The 25,631-nt window shown below is 39.4% G+C and carries 26 protein-coding genes, 1 tRNA gene and 1 riboswitch; of the genes, 4 read left to right on the forward strand and 23 right to left on the reverse strand.

Features of this window, described 5'->3' with window-relative positions; genetic code table 11:
* Window positions 1–102 precede the first annotated feature (102 nt).
* From mef(A) to ACVC7S_RS04015, 13 genes are all read right to left on the reverse strand, one after another.
* On the reverse strand, window positions 103–1,320 hold the full coding sequence (gene mef(A), locus ACVC7S_RS03955; protein WP_000417519.1) for a macrolide efflux MFS transporter Mef(A): 1,218 nt from the start codon (window positions 1,318–1,320) through the stop codon (window positions 103–105).
* 385 nt (window positions 1,321–1,705) lie between these two features.
* A complete protein-coding gene (locus ACVC7S_RS03960) occupies window positions 1,706–1,876 on the reverse strand; it encodes a hypothetical protein (RefSeq protein ID WP_000873143.1) in 171 nt (56 codons plus the stop codon).
* A 514-nt stretch (window positions 1,877–2,390) separates the two neighbouring features.
* Window positions 2,391–3,746: a 23S rRNA (uracil(1939)-C(5))-methyltransferase RlmD gene (rlmD, locus tag ACVC7S_RS03965; protein ID WP_447266267.1), complete on the reverse strand. Its 1,356-nt coding sequence runs from the start codon at window positions 3,744–3,746 to the stop codon at window positions 2,391–2,393.
* Between the two features lie 74 nt (window positions 3,747–3,820).
* Window positions 3,821–4,795: a DUF1002 domain-containing protein gene (locus tag ACVC7S_RS03970; RefSeq protein ID WP_142557353.1), complete on the reverse strand. Its 975-nt coding sequence runs from the start codon at window positions 4,793–4,795 to the stop codon at window positions 3,821–3,823.
* Window positions 4,796–5,030: 235 nt separating this feature from the next.
* Entirely contained in the window at window positions 5,031–5,633 is a 603-nt protein-coding gene (locus tag ACVC7S_RS03975) for a lysozyme family protein (protein ID WP_447266268.1), read from the reverse strand.
* Window positions 5,633–6,607: a nucleoid-associated protein gene (locus ACVC7S_RS03980; RefSeq protein WP_447266269.1), complete on the reverse strand. Its 975-nt coding sequence runs from the start codon at window positions 6,605–6,607 to the stop codon at window positions 5,633–5,635. The genes ACVC7S_RS03975 and ACVC7S_RS03980 overlap by 1 nt, the downstream gene beginning before the upstream one ends.
* A 7-nt stretch (window positions 6,608–6,614) precedes the next feature.
* A complete protein-coding gene (gene glyA / locus ACVC7S_RS03985) occupies window positions 6,615–7,871 on the reverse strand; it encodes a serine hydroxymethyltransferase (RefSeq protein ID WP_447266270.1) in 1,257 nt (418 codons plus the stop codon).
* A complete protein-coding gene (locus ACVC7S_RS03990; protein ID WP_447266271.1) occupies window positions 7,868–8,314 on the reverse strand; it encodes a GNAT family N-acetyltransferase in 447 nt (148 codons plus the stop codon). The genes glyA and ACVC7S_RS03990 overlap by 4 nt, the downstream gene beginning before the upstream one ends.
* A gap of 1 nt (window position 8,315) precedes the next feature.
* On the reverse strand, window positions 8,316–8,918 hold the full coding sequence (locus ACVC7S_RS03995; protein ID WP_447266272.1) for an L-threonylcarbamoyladenylate synthase: 603 nt from the start codon (window positions 8,916–8,918) through the stop codon (window positions 8,316–8,318).
* The gene (prmC, locus tag ACVC7S_RS04000) at window positions 8,902–9,738 is read right to left on the reverse strand and encodes a peptide chain release factor N(5)-glutamine methyltransferase (protein WP_447266273.1); all 837 of its coding nucleotides are present in this window, start codon (window positions 9,736–9,738) and stop codon (window positions 8,902–8,904) included. Before prmC ends, ACVC7S_RS03995 begins: the two co-directional genes overlap by 17 nt.
* A complete protein-coding gene (gene prfA / locus ACVC7S_RS04005) occupies window positions 9,738–10,817 on the reverse strand; it encodes a peptide chain release factor 1 (protein ID WP_006148466.1) in 1,080 nt (359 codons plus the stop codon). Before prfA ends, prmC begins: the two co-directional genes overlap by 1 nt.
* A gap of 9 nt (window positions 10,818–10,826) precedes the next feature.
* Window positions 10,827–11,306, reverse strand: a complete 480-nt coding sequence (locus ACVC7S_RS04010; protein ID WP_447266274.1) for a GNAT family N-acetyltransferase — start codon at window positions 11,304–11,306, stop codon at window positions 10,827–10,829.
* Complete coding sequence (locus ACVC7S_RS04015) at window positions 11,296–11,895, reverse strand: thymidine kinase (RefSeq protein ID WP_447266275.1); 600 nt, start codon at window positions 11,893–11,895, stop codon at window positions 11,296–11,298. Before ACVC7S_RS04015 ends, ACVC7S_RS04010 begins: the two co-directional genes overlap by 11 nt.
* Window positions 11,896–12,017: 122 nt before the next feature.
* Here ACVC7S_RS04015 and ACVC7S_RS04020 point away from each other — a divergent pair, with 122 nt between their 5' ends.
* Window positions 12,018–12,200, forward strand: a complete 183-nt coding sequence (locus ACVC7S_RS04020) for a 4-oxalocrotonate tautomerase (protein ID WP_447266276.1) — start codon at window positions 12,018–12,020, stop codon at window positions 12,198–12,200.
* Window positions 12,201–12,331: 131 nt separating this feature from the next.
* The gene (gene mnmE / locus ACVC7S_RS04025; protein WP_447266277.1) at window positions 12,332–13,705 is read left to right on the forward strand and encodes a tRNA uridine-5-carboxymethylaminomethyl(34) synthesis GTPase MnmE; all 1,374 of its coding nucleotides are present in this window, start codon (window positions 12,332–12,334) and stop codon (window positions 13,703–13,705) included.
* Between the two features lie 44 nt (window positions 13,706–13,749).
* On the opposite strand, the gene dapA is transcribed toward mnmE, so the two are convergent.
* The 4 genes from dapA to ACVC7S_RS04045 all read right to left on the reverse strand — a co-directional run bounded on the left by dapA (window position 13,750) and on the right by ACVC7S_RS04045 (window position 16,840).
* Window positions 13,750–14,685, reverse strand: coding sequence for a 4-hydroxy-tetrahydrodipicolinate synthase (gene dapA / locus ACVC7S_RS04030; RefSeq protein ID WP_447266278.1), 936 nt, complete (start codon window positions 14,683–14,685; stop codon window positions 13,750–13,752).
* A 51-nt stretch (window positions 14,686–14,736) separates the two neighbouring features.
* Entirely contained in the window at window positions 14,737–15,813 is a 1,077-nt protein-coding gene (locus tag ACVC7S_RS04035) for an aspartate-semialdehyde dehydrogenase (protein ID WP_447266279.1), read from the reverse strand.
* A gap of 339 nt (window positions 15,814–16,152) precedes the next feature.
* Window positions 16,153–16,225, reverse strand: a tRNA-Thr gene (locus ACVC7S_RS04040).
* A 105-nt stretch (window positions 16,226–16,330) separates the two neighbouring features.
* On the reverse strand, window positions 16,331–16,840 hold the full coding sequence (locus ACVC7S_RS04045) for a QueT transporter family protein (RefSeq protein ID WP_447266280.1): 510 nt from the start codon (window positions 16,838–16,840) through the stop codon (window positions 16,331–16,333).
* A riboswitch (PreQ1 riboswitch) is annotated at window positions 16,838–16,934 on the reverse strand. (Overlaps the previous gene by 3 nt.)
* A gap of 28 nt (window positions 16,935–16,962) precedes the next feature.
* On the opposite strand from ACVC7S_RS04045, the gene ACVC7S_RS04050 reads away from it, so the two are divergent.
* Together ACVC7S_RS04050 and mscL are read left to right on the forward strand one after the other, a co-directional pair.
* The gene (locus ACVC7S_RS04050; RefSeq protein ID WP_447266281.1) at window positions 16,963–17,400 is read left to right on the forward strand and encodes a GtrA family protein; all 438 of its coding nucleotides are present in this window, start codon (window positions 16,963–16,965) and stop codon (window positions 17,398–17,400) included.
* A gap of 79 nt (window positions 17,401–17,479) precedes the next feature.
* Complete coding sequence (gene mscL / locus ACVC7S_RS04055; protein WP_084911142.1) at window positions 17,480–17,860, forward strand: large conductance mechanosensitive channel protein MscL; 381 nt, start codon at window positions 17,480–17,482, stop codon at window positions 17,858–17,860.
* A 41-nt stretch (window positions 17,861–17,901) separates the two neighbouring features.
* Here mscL and hemH read toward each other — a convergent pair whose 3' ends face one another.
* The 6 genes from hemH to pitA form a co-directional block, all read right to left on the reverse strand.
* Entirely contained in the window at window positions 17,902–18,996 is a 1,095-nt protein-coding gene (hemH, locus tag ACVC7S_RS04060; RefSeq protein ID WP_447266282.1) for a ferrochelatase, read from the reverse strand.
* A 77-nt stretch (window positions 18,997–19,073) separates the two neighbouring features.
* Window positions 19,074–19,946, reverse strand: a complete 873-nt coding sequence (gene srtB, locus ACVC7S_RS04065; protein ID WP_447266283.1) for a class B sortase — start codon at window positions 19,944–19,946, stop codon at window positions 19,074–19,076.
* A 75-nt stretch (window positions 19,947–20,021) separates the two neighbouring features.
* Window positions 20,022–21,020, reverse strand: a complete 999-nt coding sequence (gene srtB / locus ACVC7S_RS04070) for a class B sortase (RefSeq protein WP_447266284.1) — start codon at window positions 21,018–21,020, stop codon at window positions 20,022–20,024.
* 16 nt (window positions 21,021–21,036) lie between these two features.
* Window positions 21,037–22,263 carry a DUF7601 domain-containing protein gene (locus ACVC7S_RS04075; protein WP_447266285.1) on the reverse strand — a complete coding sequence of 409 codons (1,227 nt, stop codon included), beginning with the start codon at window positions 22,261–22,263 and terminating at the stop codon, window positions 21,037–21,039.
* 44 nt (window positions 22,264–22,307) lie between these two features.
* Entirely contained in the window at window positions 22,308–22,859 is a 552-nt protein-coding gene (gene sipA, locus ACVC7S_RS04080) for a PI-2 pilus system signal peptidase SipA (RefSeq protein ID WP_139658604.1), read from the reverse strand.
* Entirely contained in the window at window positions 22,859–25,453 is a 2,595-nt protein-coding gene (gene pitA, locus ACVC7S_RS04085; RefSeq protein WP_447266286.1) for a PI-2 pilus tip adhesin PitA, read from the reverse strand. Before pitA ends, sipA begins: the two co-directional genes overlap by 1 nt.
* Window positions 25,454–25,631 lie beyond the last annotated feature (178 nt).

Here is a 25,631-nt window from a genome sequence, read left to right on the forward strand (position 1 = left end):
ATAATCGCATGCTTTCATTTGCTTGTATGCAGGGAAAACCCTGCGATTTTAGCAGGAAGAGTTACATGAAAATAAGATACATAAATATTCCTCCAATATTGTTTATTTTAAATCTAATTTTCTAACCTCAGTTATCATTTGGCAAACTATAGCAATGCCAATAATTAAAATACCTGATAGTAAAAACCAATGATTTACACCGATTTTATCAGCAAAGAATCCAGAAAGAATTAACCCAATTGGCATAGCAAGTGACATGATACTTCCGATCAAAGAAAATACACGTCCTAAATATTCAGGCTTAATTTTCTCCTGAAAAAGAGCTGTTTGCACACCGCTATAAAATGGCACCGAAAGCCCCATTATTGCACAGCAAACTACGAATATTACAAATCCATTTGGAGGAAGTATTCCCGAAACGGCTAAACTGGTCCCCATTATAAAAAATGAACTTGTTATTAGTAATACATGCTTTTCGAAGCCCCCTAATCTTCCTAATAATAAGCCTCCTGCTAGCATCCCAAATGCAAAGGAAATTTCCGTAATAGAAATATGCACAGGCGTTCCATTAAAGTGTTCCATGCTTATTAAAGGAAATAGTGCATTGATTGGCATATAAACAAAAGTATATAGTGTTCCTAAGAGTAATAAGGCAAACAATCCTTTGTTTTGTCTCAGAACCACAACTCCTTCTTTCATCTCCCTTATGAAATTTGGTTCTAAACTTTGCACTTGATTACCCAGCTTAGGTATACGTACAATTGCTACCGTAATAGATGCAATCACAGCACCCAATACGTCGATGGCAATAATAGCATTTAAATCCCAAACGGAGTATAAGAGTGCTGCAACTGCCGGACTAACAATATAGCTTATAGACTGCAAAGACTGACTATAGCCTGCGCATTTCGTTAGCTGTTCTTCTGGTACTAAAAGTGGTGTAACCGCATTGAGTGCTGGGGTATGAAAAGCTGTTCCAATGCTACGGATAAACAATACTATCATAATCATCCAGACAGGTAGCTCCATACAGAATGCAACAATAGCAAGCACTGCACCAGCTGCTGCGATAATTAAATCGGCACCAATCATTATCTTCTTCCTATCATGACGATCCACTAGCACACCAATGGCAGGTCCCAAAATCGCATAGGGTAAAAAACCTACTAATGAAGCCATAGACAAGACCATCGCAGATCCTGTTTTTTCTGTAAGGTAAAAAATAATCGCCATTTGCAGGATGGCACTAGTGATTAATGATACTGCTTGCCCTGCCCATATTGCATAAAATTTTCGTTTCCAATTGTTGTATTTTTCCATTTATATTATCTCCTGCATATTATTTTGCTTGAATTTCTATTTTGAATAGCATTCTAGGCAATAAAAAATGCAGGCCAAACCCCACAATGTGGCTTTTGGTCTGCATACATACAATTTGGAAACATTCATATTAAAGACATAGTTAAATAAAGGTATAGTTAAATAACCAATATCCTCACCGTAACTAATGAATGCTCAATATCGTATAAATAAGCACAACAAAAAAGCCTATCATCGGGTATAGATTCTGCTTTTTTTATTGCCAGCTTATCTTAAACGCATTGAGGCTGTCATAGTTTCGGTTCCTCCTACATCTTTGTTTATATCAATTTATAGTATAACACAACAAGATGATATGTTCAATATAAAAGTTATGGAATGAGACTCATACTTCCAATTCGATGCCAGATTTAAAGGATATGACGAAGTTTTCTTCATAGACTGTAACGCTCTGGATTATCTTCCTTAGTAGCAAGCGATTAGCTTTCACAAAATCTTCTGTTTGTAGTTTTAAAAATTCATCAGGATTTTCTAACTCAACCTCAAAATATTTCATTTTACATTCCCTCATTTCATTTATTGATAAATTGAGTTTGCAAAAAAGAGTGGACAATTTTTGTCTACTCTTAACCTTTAAAATAGTTTTTTTTAATCGATTTGAAGTTGCCTAAATTATTACTTATTCGGTAAAATGAAGTATTGCTTTCAACAGATTTCCTTCAACTACACTTCACTTGATTCAAACAAGGTGGGTACATTTCTATTCCCACAAACTCCTTGTCAATGGAAACAAACACGTACCCACAGGGTAAATGGAAATAGAAACTGATAATTTCTAGCTATCACTTCTACTCATTCCAAAAATTTTCTCACTCTGATACTTACCCACCATAAAGCAAAAAGCCTTGCAATCAAGGCTTTCATTATCCCTTTCGTTCAAAGGTTTCTAAGCTTTTACGAGCAGAGCGACACACTCAGCGGTTCGCTATCTCTGTTCTGTCTGCGTGCTAGCACTTGTCAATCACGGACAGCTATCGCATGGGCGGAAGTAAATGCTAATCTTCGTCGTTTTACTCCTTGACTAGCAAACTTACCGCCTCAACATGGTGCGTTTGCGGAAAAAGGTCCACCGGCTGGACTTTCTTCAATTCATAGCCCAACTCTTGATAGAGTTTGATATCACGCGCCATGGTAGCGATATTACAGGAGATATAGGCGATGCGGTCAGCGCCTGTTTGGGCGCTTGCTTTAATAAAGCTTTCGGTTAAGCCCTTGCGTGGTGGGTCGACTAAGATAGCAGTTGGTTGGATGCCTTCCTTGAGCCAGTTCTTCATGGCATTTTCAGCGGTATCACAGACATAGCGGGCATTGGTGATGCCATTTATACTAGCATTCTTCTGGCTATTTTCTACTGCTTCGGGGATAACTTCCACTCCGTAGACTTCCTTGACATGTTTAGCGACTGATAAGCCAATAGTCCCTATTCCTGAGTAGGCATCGATGACCACATCATCTTCTCTTAAGTCTGCAAAGTCAATGGCTGTCTGATAAAGCTTCTCTGCCATTTCGGTATTGACTTGGTAAAAGGCTGGTCCAGAGATTCGGAAGCTATTGCCCAACATTTGGTCCGTAATGTAATCTTGACCATATAGCGTACGCCATTCTTTTCCAAAAATGGCATTGGTATTCTGGTCATTGATATTTTGCATGACAGAGACAATCTCTGGAAATTGCTTGGTCAGCTGTTCAATCAACTGTTCAATTCGGAAAATTTTAGGACGAGTTGTCACCAAAATAACCATGATTTGTCCTGAATGGTGACCGCGACGCACTACAAGGTTACGAATCAAGCCAGATTGTTCCTTTTCATCATAAGGTTTGAGGTCGAAACGACGAAGCAAATCTCTTAAGGCCACAATAACCTGGTCAATCACTGAATCTTGGATATAAAAATTTTCTAGCGGCATCAGATCATGAGAATTCTTACGGAAAAAACCTGTCTCCAGAACACCGTTAACGCGACGAACAGGTACTTGAGCCTTGTTACGATACTTGATGGGATTTTCCATGCCAAGTGTATCTGCAACCTCTACAACCGTTATTCCTGCAATTTTATAGAGGCTATCTCTTACTTGCTTGGTTTTAAACTTGAGTTGCTCTGGATAAGCTAGATGTCCCAAGTCAGCAATACCTGAACGAAGGTATGCCAAATCTAAGTCTTGATTACGATGTGGAGATTGCGTAAGGTATTCCTCAACTTTACCAAAACCAATCTTCTTGTTAACCTTAAGGACACGCATAAGGATTTTCTCAGTCGGAAGAGCATTTTCTACAAAAAAGACCAAGCCATCTACCTTGGCAACACCTGCTCCTTCATGTGTCAAATCAACAATCTCTACTTCTACAATATCATTTTTCTTTAACATAGTTTTCTCTTTCTATGAGCCGACAAAAAAAGACGGCAACAATCCTGTTACCATCTATTATACCATGAATTGACCTAAGCACCAAAACTCTTGAAGAAATCAAGGATAGCTTGCCAAATTGAGCTGAGGATATTTCCACCGTCTTGAATAGCTTTATTAGCATCAAAGTTTAGGTCGATATTGCTGAAACTATCACCTGCTTGTGCAACGATACTTTGTTTCAGATCTTTTAGCGTCTTAGTAAAGTCTTCGTTATTAAGAATATCGCTCTTTGAAAGATTGAAGGCAAAGTTGATGATGACATTGATCTGATTTCCTGTTATAACCTGATCTAGTTTATAATTTTTTAATGTATCTTCGACAATCTTACGAACATCATCTTCTGTGAGCTCACCTTTAGACTCTTTAGCTTTAGCAATAGCAGACTTGATATCAGCAAGGGCTACGTTCAGTTTATTGGCATCATAGCCAGATTTGTCCTTGTTTTCATCATTGATGTCTGACAAGGCTTTTAATTCCTCCTGAGCCAAGTTTTTATTTTCTTGAGGTAATTGAACACCATTAGATTCAAGGGAATAGTAAATACCTGCTAAGGCACTTTCACCAGTAACTGGAATTGGTGCCGCAACTGTGATACGCGCGTGCTCCACACCCAAGGTAACAGCCGCATTACGGTACATATCTTGCGTCACTTTAGTGATATTTTCAGGTGTCTCAATCTTGACCTCAAGTGGTGATTTTTCTCCTAATTTTTGAATTTTTGCTGATGAATAAAGTTGAAGACTTGAATCATTTGCTACATTCATAATCTTTGAGTAGACATCCGGTGTCATAGTTTTCAACTGTTTTGTATCTTTAGAGGCATCGTAGCCAAGTTTTTTAAGTGTTTGATTTTTTTGATCTTCCGTTAATGAAGAACCTAAGACATACTCAGGTTGAACATAGGTTTCATCAATGACTTTTTGAACATTAGTTGCTGCTTGAACGCTTTGCAGTGTTGCAACCGCCAAAAGAACAGCAGCGCTCGTCAGAAAGAATTTCTTTCGCATGAGACGTTCCTCCTTTTCTACTCTAGCATATTAAAGTATCCTTAAAGAAAACTTATAAAAGAGGCTGGGACAAAAATCCTAGCCTCTCAATTGTCTTTGGATTGTCGAGCAAGACGCAGTGGTTGAGTGGGCTCTACTACGCTGATTTCATCAGCTTTTACAGCCCTACTCAACTGTGCGGAGGTGGGACAACGAAATCGAATTTTAACGAATTCCCGATTTCTGTCCCACTCTCTTAAAACAGATTAAAAATTTTCATGATATAGAGATTTAGTTGAACCTGTCTAGAGTAATAATAGTTTCCTCCATCTACATATAGTTCTCCACCCTGAAAGATAGAAATGGGGGTGATGTAGCGATAGGTTTTTCCTGTTGTATTCCCTAGTATCGGCGCAACTGTATCTCTGGAGTATTGCTTAGCTAGTGCAAGAGTATTCTTTTTCCCATTATGGGCGATAAAATCAATATAAGCAGGTCCAAAGTTATAAGCTTGAATGGCTGTCCAGACATCCACTCCTTTTTCTTGAGCTAGATAGAGATTTTCCGTCAAGGTTTGAACCCCCTGACGAATACTACTTGCATTATCATTTATGGTATCAGTAGAGCCACTAGCAGATTCACTTGACTGCATCACGTCTCCTTCTTTACCCTTAGTTTCTGTATAGATCATAGCGAGCACAAGCTCTTCGTTTGCTGGACTATCTCTTTCATTCAAGATTTCGCGAACCATGGGTTGGTAGGTCATGACTTGTTTGACATCCTGACGAATGAGATAAGCTTTATATCCAACGAAAAGGAAGATTGCTAGTACCAGCATTCTTCGTATAAATTTAAACATTATTTATTTTGAATATCCTCGATGTTTTTGATTAAGATAGAGTAGGTTCCATTATCATTTTGGATGAACTCGACCGATTCTGCATCTTGATAGACATTATTTGGTACGATGAGCTCAATCCCGTTTGACAAGGAAAGTTTCTGATTCTCAAATCTCTTTAACTGACGACTGGCATCAATCTCATCAAACTGTACTGGCTCTGGCACTGCTTCTTTGACCCGGTCAACGAAGCTAAGTCGAGCAGTCAGATTATTGTCAAAAAGATCATTGGCTAATTTTTCTGGAGAGAGCTCATTGCTCTCTTCCAGATGATTGAAAATGGCCGATTTTACCTTTGATTGAAATTGAAAATCATCTGTGTTAAAGGTTTCGGCAATCTTTTGAGCCGTTTTTTCTAGTTCCTTGATAGATTTCTTTGGAGAAATTTTAGGATTTACAGCTAGGAGATTTTCTGAAAAATAATTGAGAAAGGCTCCGTTGTACTTGATGCGCTTTTCAATGAGGTGGTATTTACGAGTCTGTAGATTAACGACTAAAGCTTCATCAGGACCTGTTCCAAAACCAGGTAAGTTATTCTGAGTCAGCCTGATTGGATTATCGACCTCACCACCAAGGTGAGTTAAAGTTTCGCGTAAAGCAATACGTAAAAAAGCAAAATGCTCTACGCCATCTTTGGAGAACTGAACGAAAATTAAATCATTAGTCTTGAGATTCTCAGAAATGCTGAACTCTTCTTTCCAAAGATTAGCTAGTGTTACTGAAGTCTCCAACAAATCGTCTGTGATGTGATTGAAGAAGGGATTTTCTTCTTCGAAAATCCCAGTCTTAGCTTCATCTGAATACACACGCTCAACCTTTTTGCGTAGGTATTCTTCGATTTTTGGAGTAATATTGAGAAACTTATCCGCTAGAAACAACTCCGTGTCATCAGGGCTGAATTGATGGATAATGGCTTTCTTAATATAAATGTCCATAAAAGTATTAGTCCTCGTATAATGGGAAGGCATCTGTCAAGGATTTGACTGCACTTCTTACTTCTTCTAATACAGCTGCATTATCTGCATTCTTAAGGGCTTTAATAATAAGTTCAGCAACTTGACGGCTTTCTTTTTCACCAAAACCACGAGCAGTAATTGCTGCCGCTCCGATACGAATACCACTAGTCTTAAATGGTGACAAGGTTTCATAAGGGATAGAGTTCTTATTTAGGGTAATATTAACTTCATCCAGCAAGTTTTGAGCTACTTTTCCACTTTCTACAACCTTAGTGACATCCACTAGGAAGAGGTGGTTTTCAGTGCCACCAGAGATAATACGGAAATCAGGATCTTTCAGGAATACTTCAGCCATAGCCTTACTGTTCTTGATGACATTAGCAGCATATTCCTTGAAGGCTGGATCCAAGACTTCTTTGAAGGCAACAGCCTTAGCAGCAACAACATGCTCTAAAGGACCACCTTGGATACCCGGGAAAATAGCTGAATTAATTTTCTTAGCAAGGTCTTCGTCGTTAGTCAAAATCAACCCACCACGTGGACCACGAAGAGTTTTGTGAGTCGTTGTCGTTGTGATATGTGCGTATGGAACTGGATTTGGGTGAAGACCAGCTGCAACCAAGCCAGCAATATGAGCCATGTCGACCATGAGTTTTGCTCCCACTGCATCCGCAATTTCACGGAATTTTGAGAAATCAATGATGTGAGAATAGGCTGAGGCACCAGCTACGATAAGTTTTGGTTGCACTTCTTGTGCTTGTTTCAAGATGGCATCAAAGTCCAATAGCTCTGTCTCCGGATCAACGCTATATGAAACGAAGTTATAGGTTTGGCCTGAGAAGCTGACAGGAGCTCCGTGAGTTAAGTGTCCACCCGCAGCTAAATCCATCCCCATAACAGTATCTCCAGGCTCAATCAAAGCCATGTATGCTGCACAGTTAGCCTGACTTCCTGAGTGAGGTTGGACATTGGCAAATTTAGCACCAAAGATTTCTTTCGCACGTTCAATAGCTAGACTTTCGATAACATCCACTACATCAGTACCACCATAGTAACGACGTCCAGGATATCCTTCAGCATATTTATTGGTTAAGATTGACCCTTGAGCTGCCATAACAGCCTTAGAGACTACGTTCTCTGAAGCGATCAATTCAATATTATTTTGTTGGCGTTCCTCTTCTTTGGCAATGGCATTCCAAAGATCAGCATCATAAGCTTTAAAATCTTCTTTGTCAAAAATCATATGTCTTCTCCTTTAATTAACTTAATAAATCGTTTCTGCACTTTATCACAAGTATAACCCACTCTTTCATAAAATGCATGCGCACCTATACGATGGTCTGCAGAGTTTAATCGAATAAACTCATAACCCCGTCTTTTTGTTTCTTTCTCCAACCCTTCAAGTAAATCTCTACCAAAACCTCTACCTTGGCTTTGCGGCAACACTGCCAAGGCTAAGATATTGAATCCTGCTTTAGAATAGAGAGACTCATAAACCTCAGCGTGAATATAACCAACTAGTTCATGACTAGTATCATCCTCATAACCAAGTAGGTAGTGATGGGAGTCTTGAGACAGTTTGGCTAGTTGACTAGCTGTTTCCTCAGGGCTAAAATCATACCCTAAAGCATCTTTGTTAATCTCATGAATCGATGCAACATCTGTTGCTTTCAAAGCACGTAGCATATCATACCTCCTCAAAAGGAATTTCAGGTATCTTGGCAAGGATATCTTCTCGAGTTATCGAACCTTGGCGTAGAATTCTTGCCTTACAAGCAGTCAAATCTAAAATAGTCGAATCTTGACCTGTTAAAAAAGCATCATCTTCTATTCCCAGAACCTCTTGACCGAAGTCTTTTAAAATTTCTTTAAAGCTAACACCGCTTGTATGTCCTGAAATATTTGCAGACGGGCCGATTAAGGGACCAAACTCACGAATCAACTCCAGAGTTACAGGATGACTGGGCATCCGAAATCCAACAGTCGTTAAGTCTGAATTGACCCAGTAAGGGACCTTATCATTAGCTTCTAGGATAATGGTCAATGGACCGGGAAGAAAACTATCAACAAGTTTTTGTAAATAAGGTGGCTGCTTCTTTGAAAAGTTCAAGATATCATCTAGATGAGCGACATTGAGATTAAGTGCCTTGTCTCTTGGACGACGTTTAAGCTGGTAGACATGGTCAACAGCCTTTTTATCCAAAGCTTTCGCAAAAAGACCGTAAACTGTCTCAGTTGGCAAAACTACTGCTCCACCCTTTTCCAACTCTTGCTTAATTTTCTCCATCATCAATGACTACCATCCTATCTTGGCCAAATTGGTCTTTGAGCGTTCGAACTCGTTTCTCTGGAAGATTTTCCATAAAGAGAGCGGGCACACTTTGACCTTGTTTGTAGCCAATTTCAAGATAAATCTTACCACCATCATTTAGATAGTCCTTGGAGTCTTCCGCGATTCTACGGTAGATAGCTAGGCCATCCTCGTCAGCAAAAAGTGCCAAATGTGGTTCTGAATGCAAAACATTCAAACCAACTTCTATCTCATCTGCTCGAGAAATGTATGGTGGATTGGATACAATTATATCATATTTTGAAGAAATTTCGGAGAAACAATCAGATTTGATAAAAGAGAGATTTAGATTTTGAGCCTTAGCATTCTCCAACGATAAGTCTAAAGCATCTTGTGAAATATCCGCAGCTGTAACCGACCAATCGGGCCTATTTTTAGCTAAAGCAAGGGCAATAGCCCCACTTCCTGTTCCGATATCTAGTACTTTGAGATTTTTCTCAGGATTCTCAGTCAAAATGAGTTCAACTAACTCTTCTGTCTCTGGGCGGGGAATCAAAACTCGCTCATCTACTTTTAACTGCATCCCAAAGAATTCAGCATGACCGATGATGTACTGGGCAGGTATATGTGCTGCTAATTTCTTGAAAATTTCTTCCACAAATTGCTTCTCTTCCTCTGTTACTTCTTGCTGGAGGGCAAAGACGAAGTCTGTAAAAGATAGATTTTTTAGGCTACGATAGACAAAGGAGAGGCTTTCTGCTTCCTCTCCTTGTACTATCAACTTTTCCTCAAAATCTTTAAAAATTTGAGCTAATTTCATTATTTGTTTAATTCTTCCAATTTTTGTGTTTGATCATAAAGAACCAAGGCATCTACCACTTCATCCAATTTACCAGCTAGAATTGTATCAAGTTTTTGTAGAGTCAAACCGATACGGTGATCTGTTACACGGTTTTGTGGGAAGTTATAAGTACGGATACGTTCTGAACGGTCACCAGTACCGATAGTAGACTTACGCTCAGCATCTTGCTCATCTTGGGCAATCTGAGCAAAGTGGTCTGCAACACGCGCACGAATAATCTTCATAGCCTTCTCACGGTTTTTCTGCTGGGTACGTTCTTCCTGCATCTCAACCTTGATATTGGTTGGCAAGTGAACGATACGAACAGCAGTCGCAACCTTATTGACGTTCTGTCCACCAGCACCAGATGCGTGGTAGATATCAACACGAAGATCTTTTGGATCAATATCGTACTCTACTTCTTCTACCTCAGGCATGACAAGGACAGTCGCTGTTGAGGTATGGACACGACCTTGGCTTTCTGTCACAGGGACACGTTGCACACGGTGGGCACCTGATTCATACTTGAGTTTAGAGTAAACTGACTGACCAGAAACCATGGCAACCACTTCTTTAAAACCACCAACCCCGTTCATTGAGGCTTCCATGACTTCAAAGCGCCAGCCTTGGGCTTCAGCATACTTTTGGTACATTGTTAGAAGGTCACCAGCAAAAAGTGCTGCCTCATCTCCACCAGCAGCTCCACGAATTTCAAGGATGATGTTCTTGTCATCGTTTGGATCTTTTGGAAGAAGCAAGATTTTCAATTTTTCTTCGTACTCTTCTTTTTCTGCCTTAGCATCCTTGAGTTCTTGCTTGGCCATTTCTTCCAAGTCAGCATCTCCGCCAGACTCTTTGATCATTTCTTCAGCATCAACGATGTTTTGGAGGACTTGTTTGTATTCACGGTAGGCAGTTACGGTATCACGAGTTGAAGCTTCTTCTTTTGAAAGCTCCATGAAACGCTTGGTGTCTGAAACGACATCAGGGTCGCTGAGCAATTCTCCTAACTCTTCATATCGGTCTTCTACAGCTTGTAGTTGATCATAGATGTTCATTTTTTCTCCTTATTTCTCAATTGTTAAATCATAGATTGCTACTACTTCGTTCTCAAATATTTCCCCAGTTTCTTTAAATCCATAACTGAGGTAACAAGATCTTGCATGTTCATTTTCTGGTTCATAAGACAACCAAAGTTTATTGCCTAAACCTGCTGGCGCTGTTCGAACATAGTCCAGCACTTTATCCATAATTGGTTTAAAATATCCTTGATTTTGAAAATTCTTATCAATCATAAAACGAAATAGTAAATAATTTCCACTACTAATTCCGATCTTTTTATCATAAGCTATCATCACAAAACCTATAATTGCATTATTATCATAAACTGCCAATGGAGCTACAAAATCTCCATTTTTAGTGTAGACATATGCTTCAGCTAAACTAATTGCATTGGTTGCAATGAATTGTTTTTGATATTCCTTGACATCCAAATTCAAAACATCAAAATAATTTTCCATTGTAACATCTCTCAGTTCAATTGTCATAGTTGTTCTCCTGGTTAGATGTTATCATTGGCGCAAAATAATGTTTACGGCAGACTGAGATATAAGTTTCATTGCCACCAATCTGAATTTGTTCACCTTCATAGGTAGGTTTTCCATCCAGTGTTCGTAATACCATGGTCGCCTTTTTCTTACAATATTGACAGATAGTCTTAATCTCATCGATTTTGTCTGCTAAGAGTAAGAGATGTTTGGAACCTTCGAAGAGTTCATTGCGAAAGTCATTCTTCAAACCGAATGCCATGACAGGGATGTCTAATTCATCGACAACACGAGCTAGGTCGTAAACATGGTGACGCTTGAGAAACTGGGCCTCATCGACTAAGACACAGTAGGGTTTGACTTCCAAATCTCGGATTAAGCCATAGATATCTGTATCATCTTCAATCGCAAGAGCTGGTCGCTTCATGCCAATTCGACTCGACACATAGCCAACACCGTCACGCGTATCCAGAGCAGAGGTCATGATGACAACACCTTTTCCTTGCTCCTCATAGTTATAGGCTACCTTAAGAATCTCAATCGTTTTACCTGAGTTCATAGTCCCATAACGATAATACAACTGTGCCATGCTTCTATTTCACGTCCATTTCTAAATTTTTGCTACATTCTAGTATATCATAATTTTCTGAAGCTTTAAACGGCAAAATGTGGTAAAATAGAAGAAATACAAAACTAGTGGAGGAAGCTAATATGCCATTTGTACGCATCGATTTATTTGAAGGACGCACATTGGAGCAAAAGAAAGCTCTTGCTAAGGAGGTTACTGAAGCAGTTGTCCGCAACACAGGAGCACCTCAGTTTGCTGTTCATGTCATTATCAACGACATGCCTGAAGGAACATATTTTCCTCAAGGTGAAATGCGTACCAAATAAGCAAGCTTAAGCAAATTTGCTTAGGCTTTTTCAATCTCTAAGTACATCCATTGAAGAAATGGTTTAAATTTGTTACAATTTGAAAAGAGGCTTGGAGATATTTCCAAGAAAAGTGTTTTAAAGGAAGAAATATGATTACACGTGAATTTGATACCATAGCTGCCATCTCTACTCCACTAGGCGAAGGAGCCATTGGTATTGTCCGCTTGAGCGGAACTGACAGTTTTGCCATTGCGCAAAAGATTTTTAAAGGCAAAGACTTGAGTAAGGTTGCCAGCCACACACTGAACTACGGCCACATTGTTGACCATTTGACTGGTAAGGTTATGGACGAGGTCATAGTTGGGGCTATGAAGTCACCGAAGACCTTTACTCGTGAGGATATTATCGAGATTAACACCCACGGTGGGATTGCCGTAACCAACGAAATCCTCCAGCTAGCTATCCGTGAAGGGGCTCGGTTAGCAGAACCTGGTGAATTTACCAAACGGGCCTTTCTAAATGGTCGTGTGGACTTGACACAGGCTGAGGCGGTAATGGACATCATCCGTGCCAAGACAGATAAAGCCATGAACATTGCAGTCAAACAATTGGACGGTTCCCTTTCTGATTTCATTAACAATACTCGGCAAGAAATCCTCAATACGCTTGCCCAAGTTGAGGTCAATATTGACTATCCTGAGTACGACGATGTTGAAGAAGCCACTACTGCAGTTGTCCGTGAGAAAACTATGGAGTTTGAACATTTGCTAACCAATCTCCTTAAAACAGCTCGTCGCGGTAAAATCCTTCGCGAAGGAATTTCAACAGCTATCATCGGCCGCCCCAACGTTGGAAAATCTAGCCTTCTCAATAACCTCTTGCGTGAAGACAAGGCTATCGTGACCGATATCGCTGGTACTACACGAGATGTCATTGAAGAATACGTCAATATCAACGGTGTTCCCCTTAAATTGATAGATACAGCTGGAATCCGTGAAACAGATGACATCGTCGAACAAATCGGTGTTGAGCGTTCCAAAAAAGCCCTCAAGGAAGCTGACTTGGTTCTACTGGTGCTCAATGCCAGTGAACCTCTGACTGCCCAAGACAGACAGCTTCTTGAAATCAGCCAGGATACCAACCGCATTATTCTTCTTAACAAAACTGACCTGCCAGAAGCGATTGAAACTTCTGAACTTCCAGAAGATGTCATTCGTATTTCAGTTCTTAAAAATCAAAATATCGATAAGATTGAAGAGAGAATCAACAACCTCTTCTTTGAAAATGCTGGTTTGGTTGAGCAAGACGCCACTTACTTGTCAAATGCCCGCCACATTTCCTTGATTGAAAAAGCAGTTGAAAGCCTACAAGCAGTTAATGAAGGCCTGGAACTGGGGATGCCAGTTGACCTTCTCCAGGTTGACTTAACTCGTACTTGGGAAATTCTCGGAGAAATCACTGGGGATGCTGCTCCAGATGAACTCATCACCCAACTCTTTAGCCAATTCTGTTTAGGAAAATAAGAAATCCATGATCGTTCTTGCGGTCATGGATTTTATTGTCTTTATTAGTAATCTGGTCTTAAGACACCTGTTACAGTTGCTTTAGTTGCTTCGTAGTCGCCATCTACGACAACCTTGATAATGCGTTTGGCATCTTCTTCTGGTGCTGGAACGAGAGGTAGACGAGTTGGTCCAGCTTCAAATCCCATGTAGTTCAGAACTGCCTTAACTGGAGCAGGGCTTGGATAAGAGAAGAGGGCATTAACCTTAGGAATGAACTGACGCTGAATAGCTGCGGCTTTCTTCATATCACTTTCTGCAATGGCAGTAAACATTTCGTGCATTTCATCTCCATTTGTATGAGAGGCAACAGAAATGACCCCATCCGCACCAAGGTTCATGGCATGAAAAGCATCTCCGTCCTCACCTGTATAAATCAAGAATTCCTCTGGCTTATGCTCAATCAAGTAAGCCATATTAGCCAAGCTGGTACATTCTTTAACACCGATGATATTTGGGTGGTCAGCCAAACGAAGCATAGTCTCAGGAGTCAATTCGACAACCACACGACCTGGAATGTTATAGATAATAATTGGTAGGTCAGAAGCATCTGCAATAGCCTTGAAGTGCTGATACATACCCTCTTGTGAAGGTTTGTTGTAGTATGGTACGATAGCAAGTCCCGCTGCAAAACCACCAAATTCTGCTACTTCTTTGACAAACTCGATAGAGTCACGTGTGTCATTGGTACCTACACCCGCAATCAAAGGAACACGTCCCTTGACAACCTTTTGTACAGCAGCAAAGAGTTCCAACTCTTCATCGTGAGTCAAGGTTGGACTCTCAGCAGTCGTCCCTGCAAGAAGAATTCCATCTGTATGGTGATCCAACAAATGCTCTATAAGGGCTGGAATGGCATCAAAGTTGATGGAGCCATCTTCATGGAAAGGAGTGATGAAGGCAGTAATGATTTTACATTCTTTTAGATCTTGGTAAGACATGAGAAACACCTCTCTATTTCAAAGAAGGAGTTCATTCGAACTCCTAAACCATTATTTCAATTCAAATTTCAGCTCAGCTGTTGGACGGACCAAACCACGCTCATGAAGCGTTTCTGCGATCTGTACAGAGTTCCAAGCAGCACCTTTGAGGAGGTTATCTGAAACAACCCACATGTGAATTCCTTTTTCAGCATCCAAGTCCTTACGGATACGACCGACAAAGGTATCTCGTGAGCCAACAGCATTGATGGCTTGTGGGTAAACTTGGTTAGCCACATCATCCTCCAAAACTGCACCTGGGAAGGCTGAGATAGCTGCTTTCACTTCTTCGATTGGCGCAACTTCTTTTGTTTCGATGTAAACAGACTCAGAGTGAGCTGACAAGACTGGAATACGAACACATGTAGCAGAAACTGCAATAGACTCATCTTCCATGATTTTCTTGGTTTCCTTTGTCATCTTCATCTCTTCGTAAGTGTAATCATTGTCTGTGAACAAGTCGATCTGAGGAAGAGCATTGAAGGCGATTGGATAGTGTTTCTTATCACCACCTGAAGGCAAGATTTCCGCTTGCAAATCACGTGGATTCACACCGTCATTCAAGACTTCACGAAGTTCACGTTGTGTTTCAAGAATCGCTCCCATACCAGCACCTGAAACCGCTTGGTAAGTTGAAACGATGATACGGTCCAAGCCCCATTTTTGACGAACAGGCTCAAGAGCCACCATCATTTGGATTGTTGAACAGTTCGGGCAGGCAATGATTCCATTGTGGGCATCCAAGGCATGAGCATTTACTTCTGGGACAACCAATGGTACATCTGGGTTTTGACGGAAGTAAGATGTGTTATCAACCACTACAGCACCAGCCTTAACTGCGTAGGGAGCATACTTAGCAGATGTCGAACCACCAGCTGAGAAGAGAGCAATATCAACACCCTCAAAGGCTGTTTCAGTTGTTTCTTCAATCGTAATATCTTGATCTTTAAATTTCAAAGTCTTACCAGCTGAACGTGCAGAAGCAAGGTAACGAATTTTATCAATAGGAAGTGATGATTCTTCTAACATTTTTATCATTTGAGCTCCGACAGCACCTGTCGCGCCGACTACAGCAACTGTATATCCCATAAATAACCTCTTTCGGAATTTTCTAAAAATTTCTATAATAGATGTATTATACTACTTTTTCTAAAAATTGAAAAGCATTTTTGGGTTATATTTTCTGAAAATAAAAAATCCCTAGTCATTGACTAGGGACTAAGAGGCATCTTCATGTGATGAGCAGGTTCACACAACTCATCAAGGTCCGCTCCTGCGTTATGACCTCCTTATGCTCAATAGTAGTCCGAAGACTACCTATCGACTCATCGCAGGTTTTATTCTACTATGCTTTGCTGATTTTGTCAAGGCTAATGCGAGGTAAATATAAAAAACTCTCGAATATCAAGAGTTTTTCTGTCTATTTCATGCTAATTGCCGGGATTGAACCGGCGACCTCATCCTTACCATGGATGCGCTCTGCCAACTGAGCTAAATCAGCTTACCTAAAAAGTATACTATAGTTCTATGCTCTTGTCAAGCGCTCTCTTTTAATTTTCTTGAATGAAAAAAGCTAGATCTAGCAAGAATCTAGCTTATAAACTTCTTATTTTGTAAGGTCGATTCGCTGTCCCAGTTTTCCGATTAGGATTGCACCAACGATAAGGGATGCAAACTCTCCAATCCCTGTAGAAAACCAAGTGAAAAAGAATGGAGCTTCAGCAACGATATGAAGTTCTGCTGCAATGGTAATCATTGAAATAGAGAAGAGGATTGAAAAGAAGAAATGATCTTTTCGAATCAAACCATTGAACAAATAGTCTTTCTTATACTTGCTAAAGAGCCATACACCTAGACTTAGGAAAACTAGGGTAGATCCCCCGCCGACAAAGACATCAATTATGCCAAAACTAAAGAAATTAGCAATCATACAACCAATCGTCACACCGATGATATATTTAGGATTGTAAAAAGCTAAAAAATTCATCATCTCAGAAATACGGAACTGGTAAGCACCGAAGCTAATAGCATTTAGTGGTGGGGTAATGGTCAAAACCACATAGATAGCAGCAACAATGGCAATATCTGCCATGTCACGAACAGTTAATTTTTTCATTTTTTCTCCTTTGGCGGTTTCCCGCGTAAAATATGCTTGGTGAAAGAAGCTAAGCACCAAGGGTTGAGTGAATCAACCTTACCAGTATAGCACATTATATGACTTTATGCTATACTAAAATCATGAAAAAACTAATAAAAACTTTTTTTGATAATGAAATCCTCTCCTATCTATTTTTTGGTGGTGCTACTACTTTAGTATCTATTTTATCACGTTTAGCTATCTATCATATCAGCCGTCAGGAAATCCTAGCAACTGCACTGGCAAATATTATCGGTATTCTTTTTGCCTTTATTACTAATGATACATTTGTTTTTAAACAAGAGAGGATGAATTGGTCAATTCGACTAGTTAAATTTTTTTTAGCCCGTCTCTTTACTCTTGGCCTGGACCTTCTTTTAACTTATATCTTTGTTACAACCTTTCCTGATCTTATTGGCCAGTTTGTTGAATTTAATATAGATAGGGTTAATACGATTGAAACTATTCTAGCACAAATCTTGATCATCATTTTAAACTATATTTTCAGCAAAATCTATATTTTTAAAGGGAACAACTGACCACTTTGAGCGTTCAAGTTGCTTTTTGTCACAATTTAGGATATAATAAATTAGAAAATTAGGAAAGGAATTTATGAAAATGTTAAAGGATCTTAAAGCATTTTTGCTTCGTGGTAATGTTGTTGACCTCGCTGTCGGTGTGATCATTGCCTCTGCTTTCGGTGCTATCGTTACTTCATTTGTTAATGATATCATCACTCCACTTCTCTTGAACCCAGCTTTGAAAGCTGCGAACGTTGAACGTATCGCTGAACTTTCATGGAATGGTGTTGGTTATGGTAGCTTCTTGAGCGCTGTTATCAACTTCCTCGTTGTGGGTACAGTTCTCTTCTTTGTTATCAAAGGTATTGAAAAAGCTCAAAACCTTCGTAAGAAAGAGGAAGTGGTTGAGGAAGCTCCTGCTGCTCCAACTGAACTCGAAGTTCTTCAAGAAATCAAAGCTCTTCTTGAGAAAAAATAAGACAGATAAAGGATCTAGCTTAAAGCTAAATCCTTTTTTCTTTACTCTTTTGGTAACTTCCCAGCCTTTTCGAGCATTTTCTTAATCAAGTAAGGCATCTTCACATTTTCACGACCTTTTTTCTCAATGAGTTTTTTGACAAATTCTGGCATCTGAAGGTCGTCTGTTTCCTCCATGATGTCCTTGGTAGTTGCTGAAGGAGCTAACTCATCAAAGGTTTCTTCTTCTGGGAGAAAAGCTTTAAATTCTTTGTGTTCATTGGCTCTTACAGTAGCAACTAAAGCGTCAATTAAACGGCTATCCGTATTGGGCATAGGTGGGCGATGGTAGGTGACACCTAATTCTTGACACAACTCATAACATTCTACATCGTTGTCAAACAAGACTTCAATGTGCTCACTGATAAAACTAATAGGAATAAAAATATAATGCTCGGGATATTGCTTTTGTTCTCGTAAATACTCTAAGACATCTGGCTTGATCCAAGGGATTCCAATATCGCTTTCGCTCTGCCAAGTATTGGTATACTGGTCGGCTGTTAGGCCGAGTTGTTCAGCGATTAGCTTGCTATTATCGAAAATTTGATCGATATATGGATCTCCATAGTCTAAGGCAAAAATGGGAACACTGTGGGCTGAAAAGATTACCTTGAAGGACTCTTCTCCCACCTCATTTCGTAAAATTTTTCTAATCTCATCTGTCCAGAAGTCCAGCAAAGGCTGTTGTTGATACCAGTCCTTAATTACTAAAAATCGGATCTGTTGGCTTTCCAGAAACTTTTCATACCCCATGACTGAGTAAAAAGAATAATGAGGTTCCAAAATCAAGCAGATACATTCTTCAACACCATCAGCTTCCATCTGTTGGATGACGTCTGGGATAAAGGGGTTAGAAAATTTGTTGGCAAAGTAGATACCATACTCCTCACCCAATCGTTCTCTAACTAGAGCGACCTCTTCTCGCGTAATCCGCTGCAAGGGCGTCCCACCTATAAGGACATAGTTGTCATAGAGAGTCTGAATCTCGTGATACCGGGGTCTAACTCCACGACGAATGTTTGTAAAAAATTCCGCTACCCCTTCAAAACTAATCTCCTCTGGCGATCCAAAGGTCATCATTAATATAGCTTTTTTCATGTAATTAACCTTATGATATTATTTTCACTATCCATTCTATCACGAAAATCAAAAATAGTAAACGCTTCCGACGTCTACTATTTCTTTTGTTCTATTGTCTTTTTATCTCGTCTCATGATTAGGATGATAACGATAAGGAGTAAGATGACAATAATCAGGAGTAGGAAGGCAAGGATATAAATCCAGTGAGTTGGTAGCCCTTGGTCAAAATAGCGTGTCCCCACAACTTCTCCACTTTTATCCTGAGTTGCTTTTACAGGAGCATCCGTTATTTTAGCTAAAAGGATATGTCGTCCATTAGTTATGTTAAGGAAACAAGTGCTTAATAAAACAATCTTGTCCGTTGAGTTCAAGGAAACATCTCGCTTGTACTTGGCTTTACTTAGCAGATATTGATAGTAAGCCTGGTGTTCCTCATCGTTGGAACTCAAAGTTCGGTAAATCTCCGTGTCATAGGCATCCACTTCTAAAATCCCAAAAATCTCCAGACCACGTTCTCGACCATTGTAGTAGATAGAGCCATAGCGATGCTTTTCAAAAAAATCTTGATCCGCAAATTTTTGTATCTCACCAAACATAGCACCAGAGGCCATAGAGTGACCGTATATGATGGTATTAAAGTCGGTAAAATTTGGATTAAAACGATAGTCTAGGAATATAGAACCTGACACAGTATAATCGCCAAAGGCATTTCGGTCAAGGTATTTAACATTATCCTGACTCTGCAATAGAGGATAGTCTACCTTGGTTCCATCAAGGCTAATCCAACCACAAACATCCTTGTTCAAGTGCTGCAGGGTTTCAAAACCCGTACTGCTCGCATCTTTTTCAATGGGATTATAGTGATCGTAGTCGCTCGCAAGGACTCTATCAGCTGCAAAAAGACAGAAAAAAGCTAGAAAGAGGGATAGAATGACCTTTATGACTTTGCGACTCGTACATGTTTTCATATTTCCTTCTTTCTCCTTTCTAGCCTTGAAAATAAAAGAGCAAGAGAGGCTGTCCCTTTCTCTTTTATTGGTAGTTTAGTCAGTAATGGTATCTGCTCCTTCTTTTTCTTCTCTTCTTCGTCGCAAGATCAAGTAGAGGATGATGAGCAAGAAGATCAATAACAAGAGCAAGATAAATAAGATGATGTACCATATCCACAAAGGAATCGATGAGAGAAATCGTCCGAGCGACGAATCATCAAAGACACTGTAAGGGAATGGTTTTGATTTTTTCGTATGGAAGGTGTTCTTTGGAATCGTATCCGTAATCTTGGCAACTACAATATGTCTTCCATTTGTTACGTCTAGGAAACAGGTACTGAGAAGAATGATATGGTCATTTGGCCCCAGTGTAATATCCCGCTTGTGGATGGCAACCGAGAGTAAGTGATCGATATATTCTTGGCGCCGATCATCCCCATTAATACCTGGATCGTAGATGTTAAAGTCATAGGCGTCCACCTCAAGCATCTCAAAGATCTCAAGACCTTTTTCAACGCCATTATAGTAAATACTGCCGTAGCGATGCTGGTCAAAAAATTCCTTATCAGAAAACTTTGCTACATCTCCAAACATAACCCCATTTTCTACATGGTGTCCGTAGATGATGGTATTAAAGTCTTCGAACTTGGATTCATTTCGAGCCTCAAGGAAAATAGCTCCTGTAGCTGCAAATTCTCCCTTGGAATCTTTGTTCAGGTACTTTTCATTGTCTTTGGCTTGGACCAAGGGATAGTCGATATTGGTGCCATAGACATTGATCCAACCGAGAACCTCTGGATTGACTTGCTGTAGCTTGTGAAAGCCAGAAAAACTAGCAAGCTCATCCTTCTCACTGGTACTAACTGGTCTATAGGCCTCATACTCACTAGATGAAGCTTGTGAATAAACCTGATTGGCATCCCAGAGGGCGTAGAAACCAAAGAGAAAGACTAAGGCAGCCAAGAGAAGCAAGATATGATTTATCAACGTATCTACAGCAAGGATCAGACGCCTAGACAGACTCCTTTTTGGTTTCTCACGCTTTATTTTCATAAGTCAGACCACTTGCTTAAGCTTGTCTGCGTTTTTTAGACAGAACAACAAATCCAGCTAAACCAAGACCAATCATCAAGATGAAAGGAAGATTATCAATCAAGAGACCAGTAGGGGTAACGTCTTGAACACTATTGGTGATTGTGTTTTTATTTACTTTTTCACCAACAAGAACGCTGTTTTGGGTGAAATCGGCTGAAATTCTACCTGTTTGAGTTTTAGATACTCCATTTTCCCAATAAGCAGCTGAAGCTGTATATCCCTGAGATCCTGTTTCAACCAATTTATAACGAGTACCTGCTGGGATTGTATCAAATACTAAGGATTGATCATGGTGTAGTGTAATTATTGTTTCTTTTCCGTATTCGAAAGTTTTAGAAACATTCCCAATCTTTCCTTCAATAGAAGTTTTATCTTCTGTAGATGCTTTAGTGAAAGTAAGCTTGAAAGTGAAATCTTTTGATTTATCTGCAGTAGCACCTGACAAAACTTTTTTAATTACTAATGATTTAGCATTAGGATCATAATGTCCAAGGTGAGGATCGTTAGGGTAGGAATTGTTAGGATCTGTTATCTTACCAGCATTTTTACGATAGATATTTGTAAACAAATCATATTTAAACATAATCCCTTTTTCAGATGGCTTCACTTTAGCTGTAGCCTCTGTTGTATCTTGTTTAAAGTATACAGAAGATATGTACACACCACTACCACTAATTACTTTATTTTTTACAATAACATGCATTTCGTAGCTACGATTATCAAATGTCATTGAGTCAATTGCAACACCATCTTTTTGCATTGCTCTCCAACCTTCATTTTGTTTTTCAGCAACAGTGTAAACATATTCTCCAGCATGTGTGTAGGTCACATTTGCAAAAATATTTCCAGTATTTTTCTTAATACTTTTTTCACCATTTACTAAAACATCTTTTCCTGAATAATCTACTGTTTTATCTGCTATTTGACCATTTGTGGCATTGACTGTTTCATATGGCACTCCGTTATTCGAGTTACCAGTTTTGGGTTTGAAAGTAAAGGTAAAGTGAGCATAAGGTGTAGTGATTCCTTCCGCAATATTCAACACCTTGTTAATGGACACTTGTACATCTGTTTCTGTATTTGATATTGCGGTTGCATCAGAGTTTTCATCCGCAAATGTTGGCACTCCTCTAAAGACCGACAAGACGGTTACAGCTGCAATACTTGCAGTAACTAATTTTTTCAAAAATGTTTTTTTCATGATTATTCCTTTTATTTTTAAATTTCTTTTTTCATAAATTATCATCAAAAGCCCCGTCGCCTTAGGACTGTTACCACCTTGCCATGGGTATCCTGTATAGGAATGGTTCCAAAAGCACGACTATCTACAGCCGTTGTTCGATTGTCTCCGAGGACAAAGAGTTGTCCTGCTGGAACTTTCATTGGGAAGGTAGCCCCTTCCTTATAGAGCAGCGTTTCTTTGTAGATATCCTGCTCTTGTTGAGGAGAACCATTGATGATGAGACCATTTTCGTTTATATCGATCGTACTTCCTTCGGTTGCTATGACACGCGCCACTCTTTCCTTGCCCTTATAACTATAGACGAGCAGATCACCAATCGAATAACGTTTATCCAACCTATAGTAGACAACCAAGTCGCCATCTTTTAAGGCTGGCTTCATGCCATCGTCATTGTATCTCAATAGTCCAAAGACAAAAAAGTAAAGGGTGGCCAGTACAAACCCAACCATCAGAAGCTTACTGACTAAGTAGAGGATATCTCCCCATACACTCGGCGGAGACTTATCCCAATTGACTTGTGTTACTGTTTTCTTATGTTTCTTTTTAAGTAGCATTACTTCCTCCTATTCACCACAAGGTGTCCAAGTAAAATTGTAAAGAAGATCAGTCCCAAAGGAAGTACCACTCCTAGCACCAGCCTACTAGTCAAAAGGTCAATCCCAGTCTCAGGTACACTATTTTTATTGTTAGTGACTGTTGCAGCCTTATCTGAATCAAGAGTTCCCTCTTTGTTTTCATAGGAAACCTGATAACCTCGAGAAGAGCTAGCTTCTTCTTCGATGCTGAAATGGCTACCGAGTGGAAGTCCATCAATTTTGATTGTGTGGTCTTTCTTGAGATCAACAGACGATTTACCATTAGTAAATTGTAGGGTTGTTCTTTGATTATCTACTGTTGCGCTATAGGACCCATTCAATGGTCTGTTCTGAGCATCCTTTAAGTTAATGGTGATTTGAAAGGATTTTAATAGATTGGCAAAGGCTCCCGTTACTTTCTTAGTGACTGATAAACTCGGAAGCTTGTGATTCGTCACAGTGCTGGTTTCATCTATATTCAAATCTCCTTCTTGATTCTCATATGTAACGTGGTAACCATTCGTTGATGCCGCTTCTTCTTCAACCTTGTAATGTGTTCCTCGAGGAAGATAACTTAGAACACCTTTCCAACGTTTCCGTTTACTGACACGGATCTCCGCTTCTCCATTCACAACAGTTATCTCGCCGAAAGTTCCATTCAATGGTTTAGAATCCGGTGAGGTTAGTTTTACCTTAATCCTAAACTCTTTGTTCAAGTTATTTTCAGATTTCAACACTTTCTTGATGGTCAGACTTGGTAATTGCTTATAGATGACCTTAAAGGATGGTTTAGATTCTGTACCAACATTTTTAATTTCTTTAGTAAATGCGGGAACATCAGGTGCTATTAAATCGTATTGATATCCTTTAGCAACTTTTTCAAAGTTCCTCGTTTCATTAAAGATATTTGTTCTAACATTTACATTAGTCTTTCGATAGTCTTGATTATCAGAACCTCCGTTCTTGTTCTTTTGAACCAGTTTCAGTTCAACATTACTTGGTTGATTAGCTGTTATAACTGTTCTCGCACCCGTCACACCCTGCCATTCAACTTCCACTGGAACCGTTAATGGATCCGAAGGCTTGAAGGTAGGTTTGTCAGAGTAATCTTTGGTCTTGGTTTGAGAGGTGCCTATTCCATAAGAATAGGTGACACTGGCTCCTTTATTGGAGTAGAGTTTATTAACATCAGAACCTTCAGCATCACCAGCCTCTATCTTCTTATCACCAGCAATAGCATCTAAGGCTTCTTGACTAGATGCAACTTTAAATTTTAGTACATATCTAGCGCCATCTTCCAAGGAATAATTAGGAGAAAAATTAGCCGTAACCTCCACTAAACCTTCTGAGCTTGTCTTGGTTTCAAAAGTTACTTGATTCTCAGTTAATGTTTCACTGCTACCATCTTTCTCTTTAACGACACGAAAATCTGAAGATCCATTAGGTAATAACTGAACATACTTAGAAAGAACATCCTTGATGGTCACATGGTGAACCCCCAGAGGCAGAATCTTATCTGTGATATCTTTAAAACTGTCTCTTAACTGGTCTTCATTGTTTGCGGATAGGATTTCATTAGGAATGGAAGAATTGTGGTACCTGATATAATACTGCAGACTAGTAATACTGTCGACATTGTTTGAATAACGAAACTTAATAGAGTAAAAGCCAGCTAGTTTTGGAGCGAGACTATAGGCGAGATTATTGATAGATACATCTAAATTATTCCAGAACCAATCTGGTGCCGTTTCTGATCCATCTTGATTATTATAGTTATAAACAGTATAACCACTGTCGTTGTAATACATATTGGCAAAACCATCTGATAGAACAATAACAACCTTCTTAGCATTTGGTCTTGCACTATCTATTAATTGATTGGCAATACGAATACCCGCGCTAATATTGGTTCCTGTACCGATTCCTGATTCAGTCCCTATTGATTGACCACCAGCAATTCTCATATTACTGACTGCAGTCTTTGAACCACTAGCATCGTTATTCCAATTTAAAATTGTATCTGCATCATCCCATGGGGACACACCATCATAAAATGCTGTTCTCTCTTCATACGGCCAATACCGATACCCCCACTCCCATTTTCTGTAGTTGGCATTCCATGCTTGTTCCGCAAACTTATTATCAATTTTTCCACCAAAACCTACCATGGACAATCGATTATTTGAATTGGATAAAATGGTATCAATTAAGCCCTGACGATCTCGAGTTCCTTTAAGGGTATTTTTTAAAGCATCCAATCTTGTAATTGTTCGGCCAGTAGAAGAAGGAACATCTCTTTTATTCATACTTCCTGAGAGGTCGGCTACCAAAACAACATCTAGGGGTTCTGACTGGGTCTCCGTTCCAAGCTTGGAAGTAATATCCAAGGACAACTCATACTTGTCATCCTGTCCTGATATCGGAGTGATTGTCTTGTGAAGGGTTGTCTGAGGTTCTGTAGTAGAATCAGCATTTAACAGACTCATCGGAGCACACAAAAAGAGAATAGCTAACAGTGTAACTAAACGGCGCGCAATAATTTGAACTTTCTTAAAATCGAAGCGAATGTTCATTTTATTCTCCTTAAGTAAGATACTTTAGACCTATTGTTATATCAATCTAGCCATTTGCAAGATTATTGTACAATAAACTTCACGTAGTGTCAATTAATATGATTAATTTTATATTATGTTAATTAATAAAAGAGTATGATTCTTCTTTGTCTTTCAAACTATTCTATGGTAAAATGAA

Source organism: Streptococcus sp. Z556 (genome assembly GCF_053010225.1).

Coding starts and splice junctions, on each gene's coding strand:
- ACVC7S_RS03960 (WP_000873143.1), bottom strand. CDS start 1,876: ATGAAATATTTTGAGGTTGAGTTAGAAAATCCTGATGAATTTTTAAAA.
- rlmD (WP_447266267.1), bottom strand. CDS start 3,746: ATGTTAAAGAAAAATGATATTGTAGAAGTAGAGATTGTTGATTTGACA.
- ACVC7S_RS03970 (WP_142557353.1), bottom strand. CDS start 4,795: ATGCGAAAGAAATTCTTTCTGACGAGCGCTGCTGTTCTTTTGGCGGTT.
- ACVC7S_RS03975 (WP_447266268.1), bottom strand. CDS start 5,633: ATGTTTAAATTTATACGAAGAATGCTGGTACTAGCAATCTTCCTTTTC.
- ACVC7S_RS03980 (WP_447266269.1), bottom strand. CDS start 6,607: ATGGACATTTATATTAAGAAAGCCATTATCCATCAATTCAGCCCTGAT.
- glyA (WP_447266270.1), bottom strand. CDS start 7,871: ATGATTTTTGACAAAGAAGATTTTAAAGCTTATGATGCTGATCTTTGG.
- ACVC7S_RS03990 (WP_447266271.1), bottom strand. CDS start 8,314: ATGCTACGTGCTTTGAAAGCAACAGATGTTGCATCGATTCATGAGATT.
- ACVC7S_RS03995 (WP_447266272.1), bottom strand. CDS start 8,918: ATGATGGAGAAAATTAAGCAAGAGTTGGAAAAGGGTGGAGCAGTAGTT.
- prmC (WP_447266273.1), bottom strand. CDS start 9,738: ATGAAATTAGCTCAAATTTTTAAAGATTTTGAGGAAAAGTTGATAGTA.
- prfA (WP_006148466.1), bottom strand. CDS start 10,817: ATGAACATCTATGATCAACTACAAGCTGTAGAAGACCGATATGAAGAG.
- ACVC7S_RS04010 (WP_447266274.1), bottom strand. CDS start 11,306: ATGACAATTGAACTGAGAGATGTTACAATGGAAAATTATTTTGATGTT.
- ACVC7S_RS04015 (WP_447266275.1), bottom strand. CDS start 11,895: ATGGCACAGTTGTATTATCGTTATGGGACTATGAACTCAGGTAAAACG.
- ACVC7S_RS04020 (WP_447266276.1), top strand. CDS start 12,018: ATGCCATTTGTACGCATCGATTTATTTGAAGGACGCACATTGGAGCAA.
- mnmE (WP_447266277.1), top strand. CDS start 12,332: ATGATTACACGTGAATTTGATACCATAGCTGCCATCTCTACTCCACTA.
- dapA (WP_447266278.1), bottom strand. CDS start 14,685: ATGTCTTACCAAGATCTAAAAGAATGTAAAATCATTACTGCCTTCATC.
- ACVC7S_RS04035 (WP_447266279.1), bottom strand. CDS start 15,813: ATGGGATATACAGTTGCTGTAGTCGGCGCGACAGGTGCTGTCGGAGCT.
- ACVC7S_RS04045 (WP_447266280.1), bottom strand. CDS start 16,840: ATGAAAAAATTAACTGTTCGTGACATGGCAGATATTGCCATTGTTGCT.
- ACVC7S_RS04050 (WP_447266281.1), top strand. CDS start 16,963: ATGAAAAAACTAATAAAAACTTTTTTTGATAATGAAATCCTCTCCTAT.
- mscL (WP_084911142.1), top strand. CDS start 17,480: ATGTTAAAGGATCTTAAAGCATTTTTGCTTCGTGGTAATGTTGTTGAC.
- hemH (WP_447266282.1), bottom strand. CDS start 18,996: ATGAAAAAAGCTATATTAATGATGACCTTTGGATCGCCAGAGGAGATT.
- srtB (WP_447266283.1), bottom strand. CDS start 19,946: ATGAAAACATGTACGAGTCGCAAAGTCATAAAGGTCATTCTATCCCTC.
- srtB (WP_447266284.1), bottom strand. CDS start 21,020: ATGAAAATAAAGCGTGAGAAACCAAAAAGGAGTCTGTCTAGGCGTCTG.
- ACVC7S_RS04075 (WP_447266285.1), bottom strand. CDS start 22,263: ATGAAAAAAACATTTTTGAAAAAATTAGTTACTGCAAGTATTGCAGCT.
- sipA (WP_139658604.1), bottom strand. CDS start 22,859: ATGCTACTTAAAAAGAAACATAAGAAAACAGTAACACAAGTCAATTGG.
- pitA (WP_447266286.1), bottom strand. CDS start 25,453: ATGAACATTCGCTTCGATTTTAAGAAAGTTCAAATTATTGCGCGCCGT.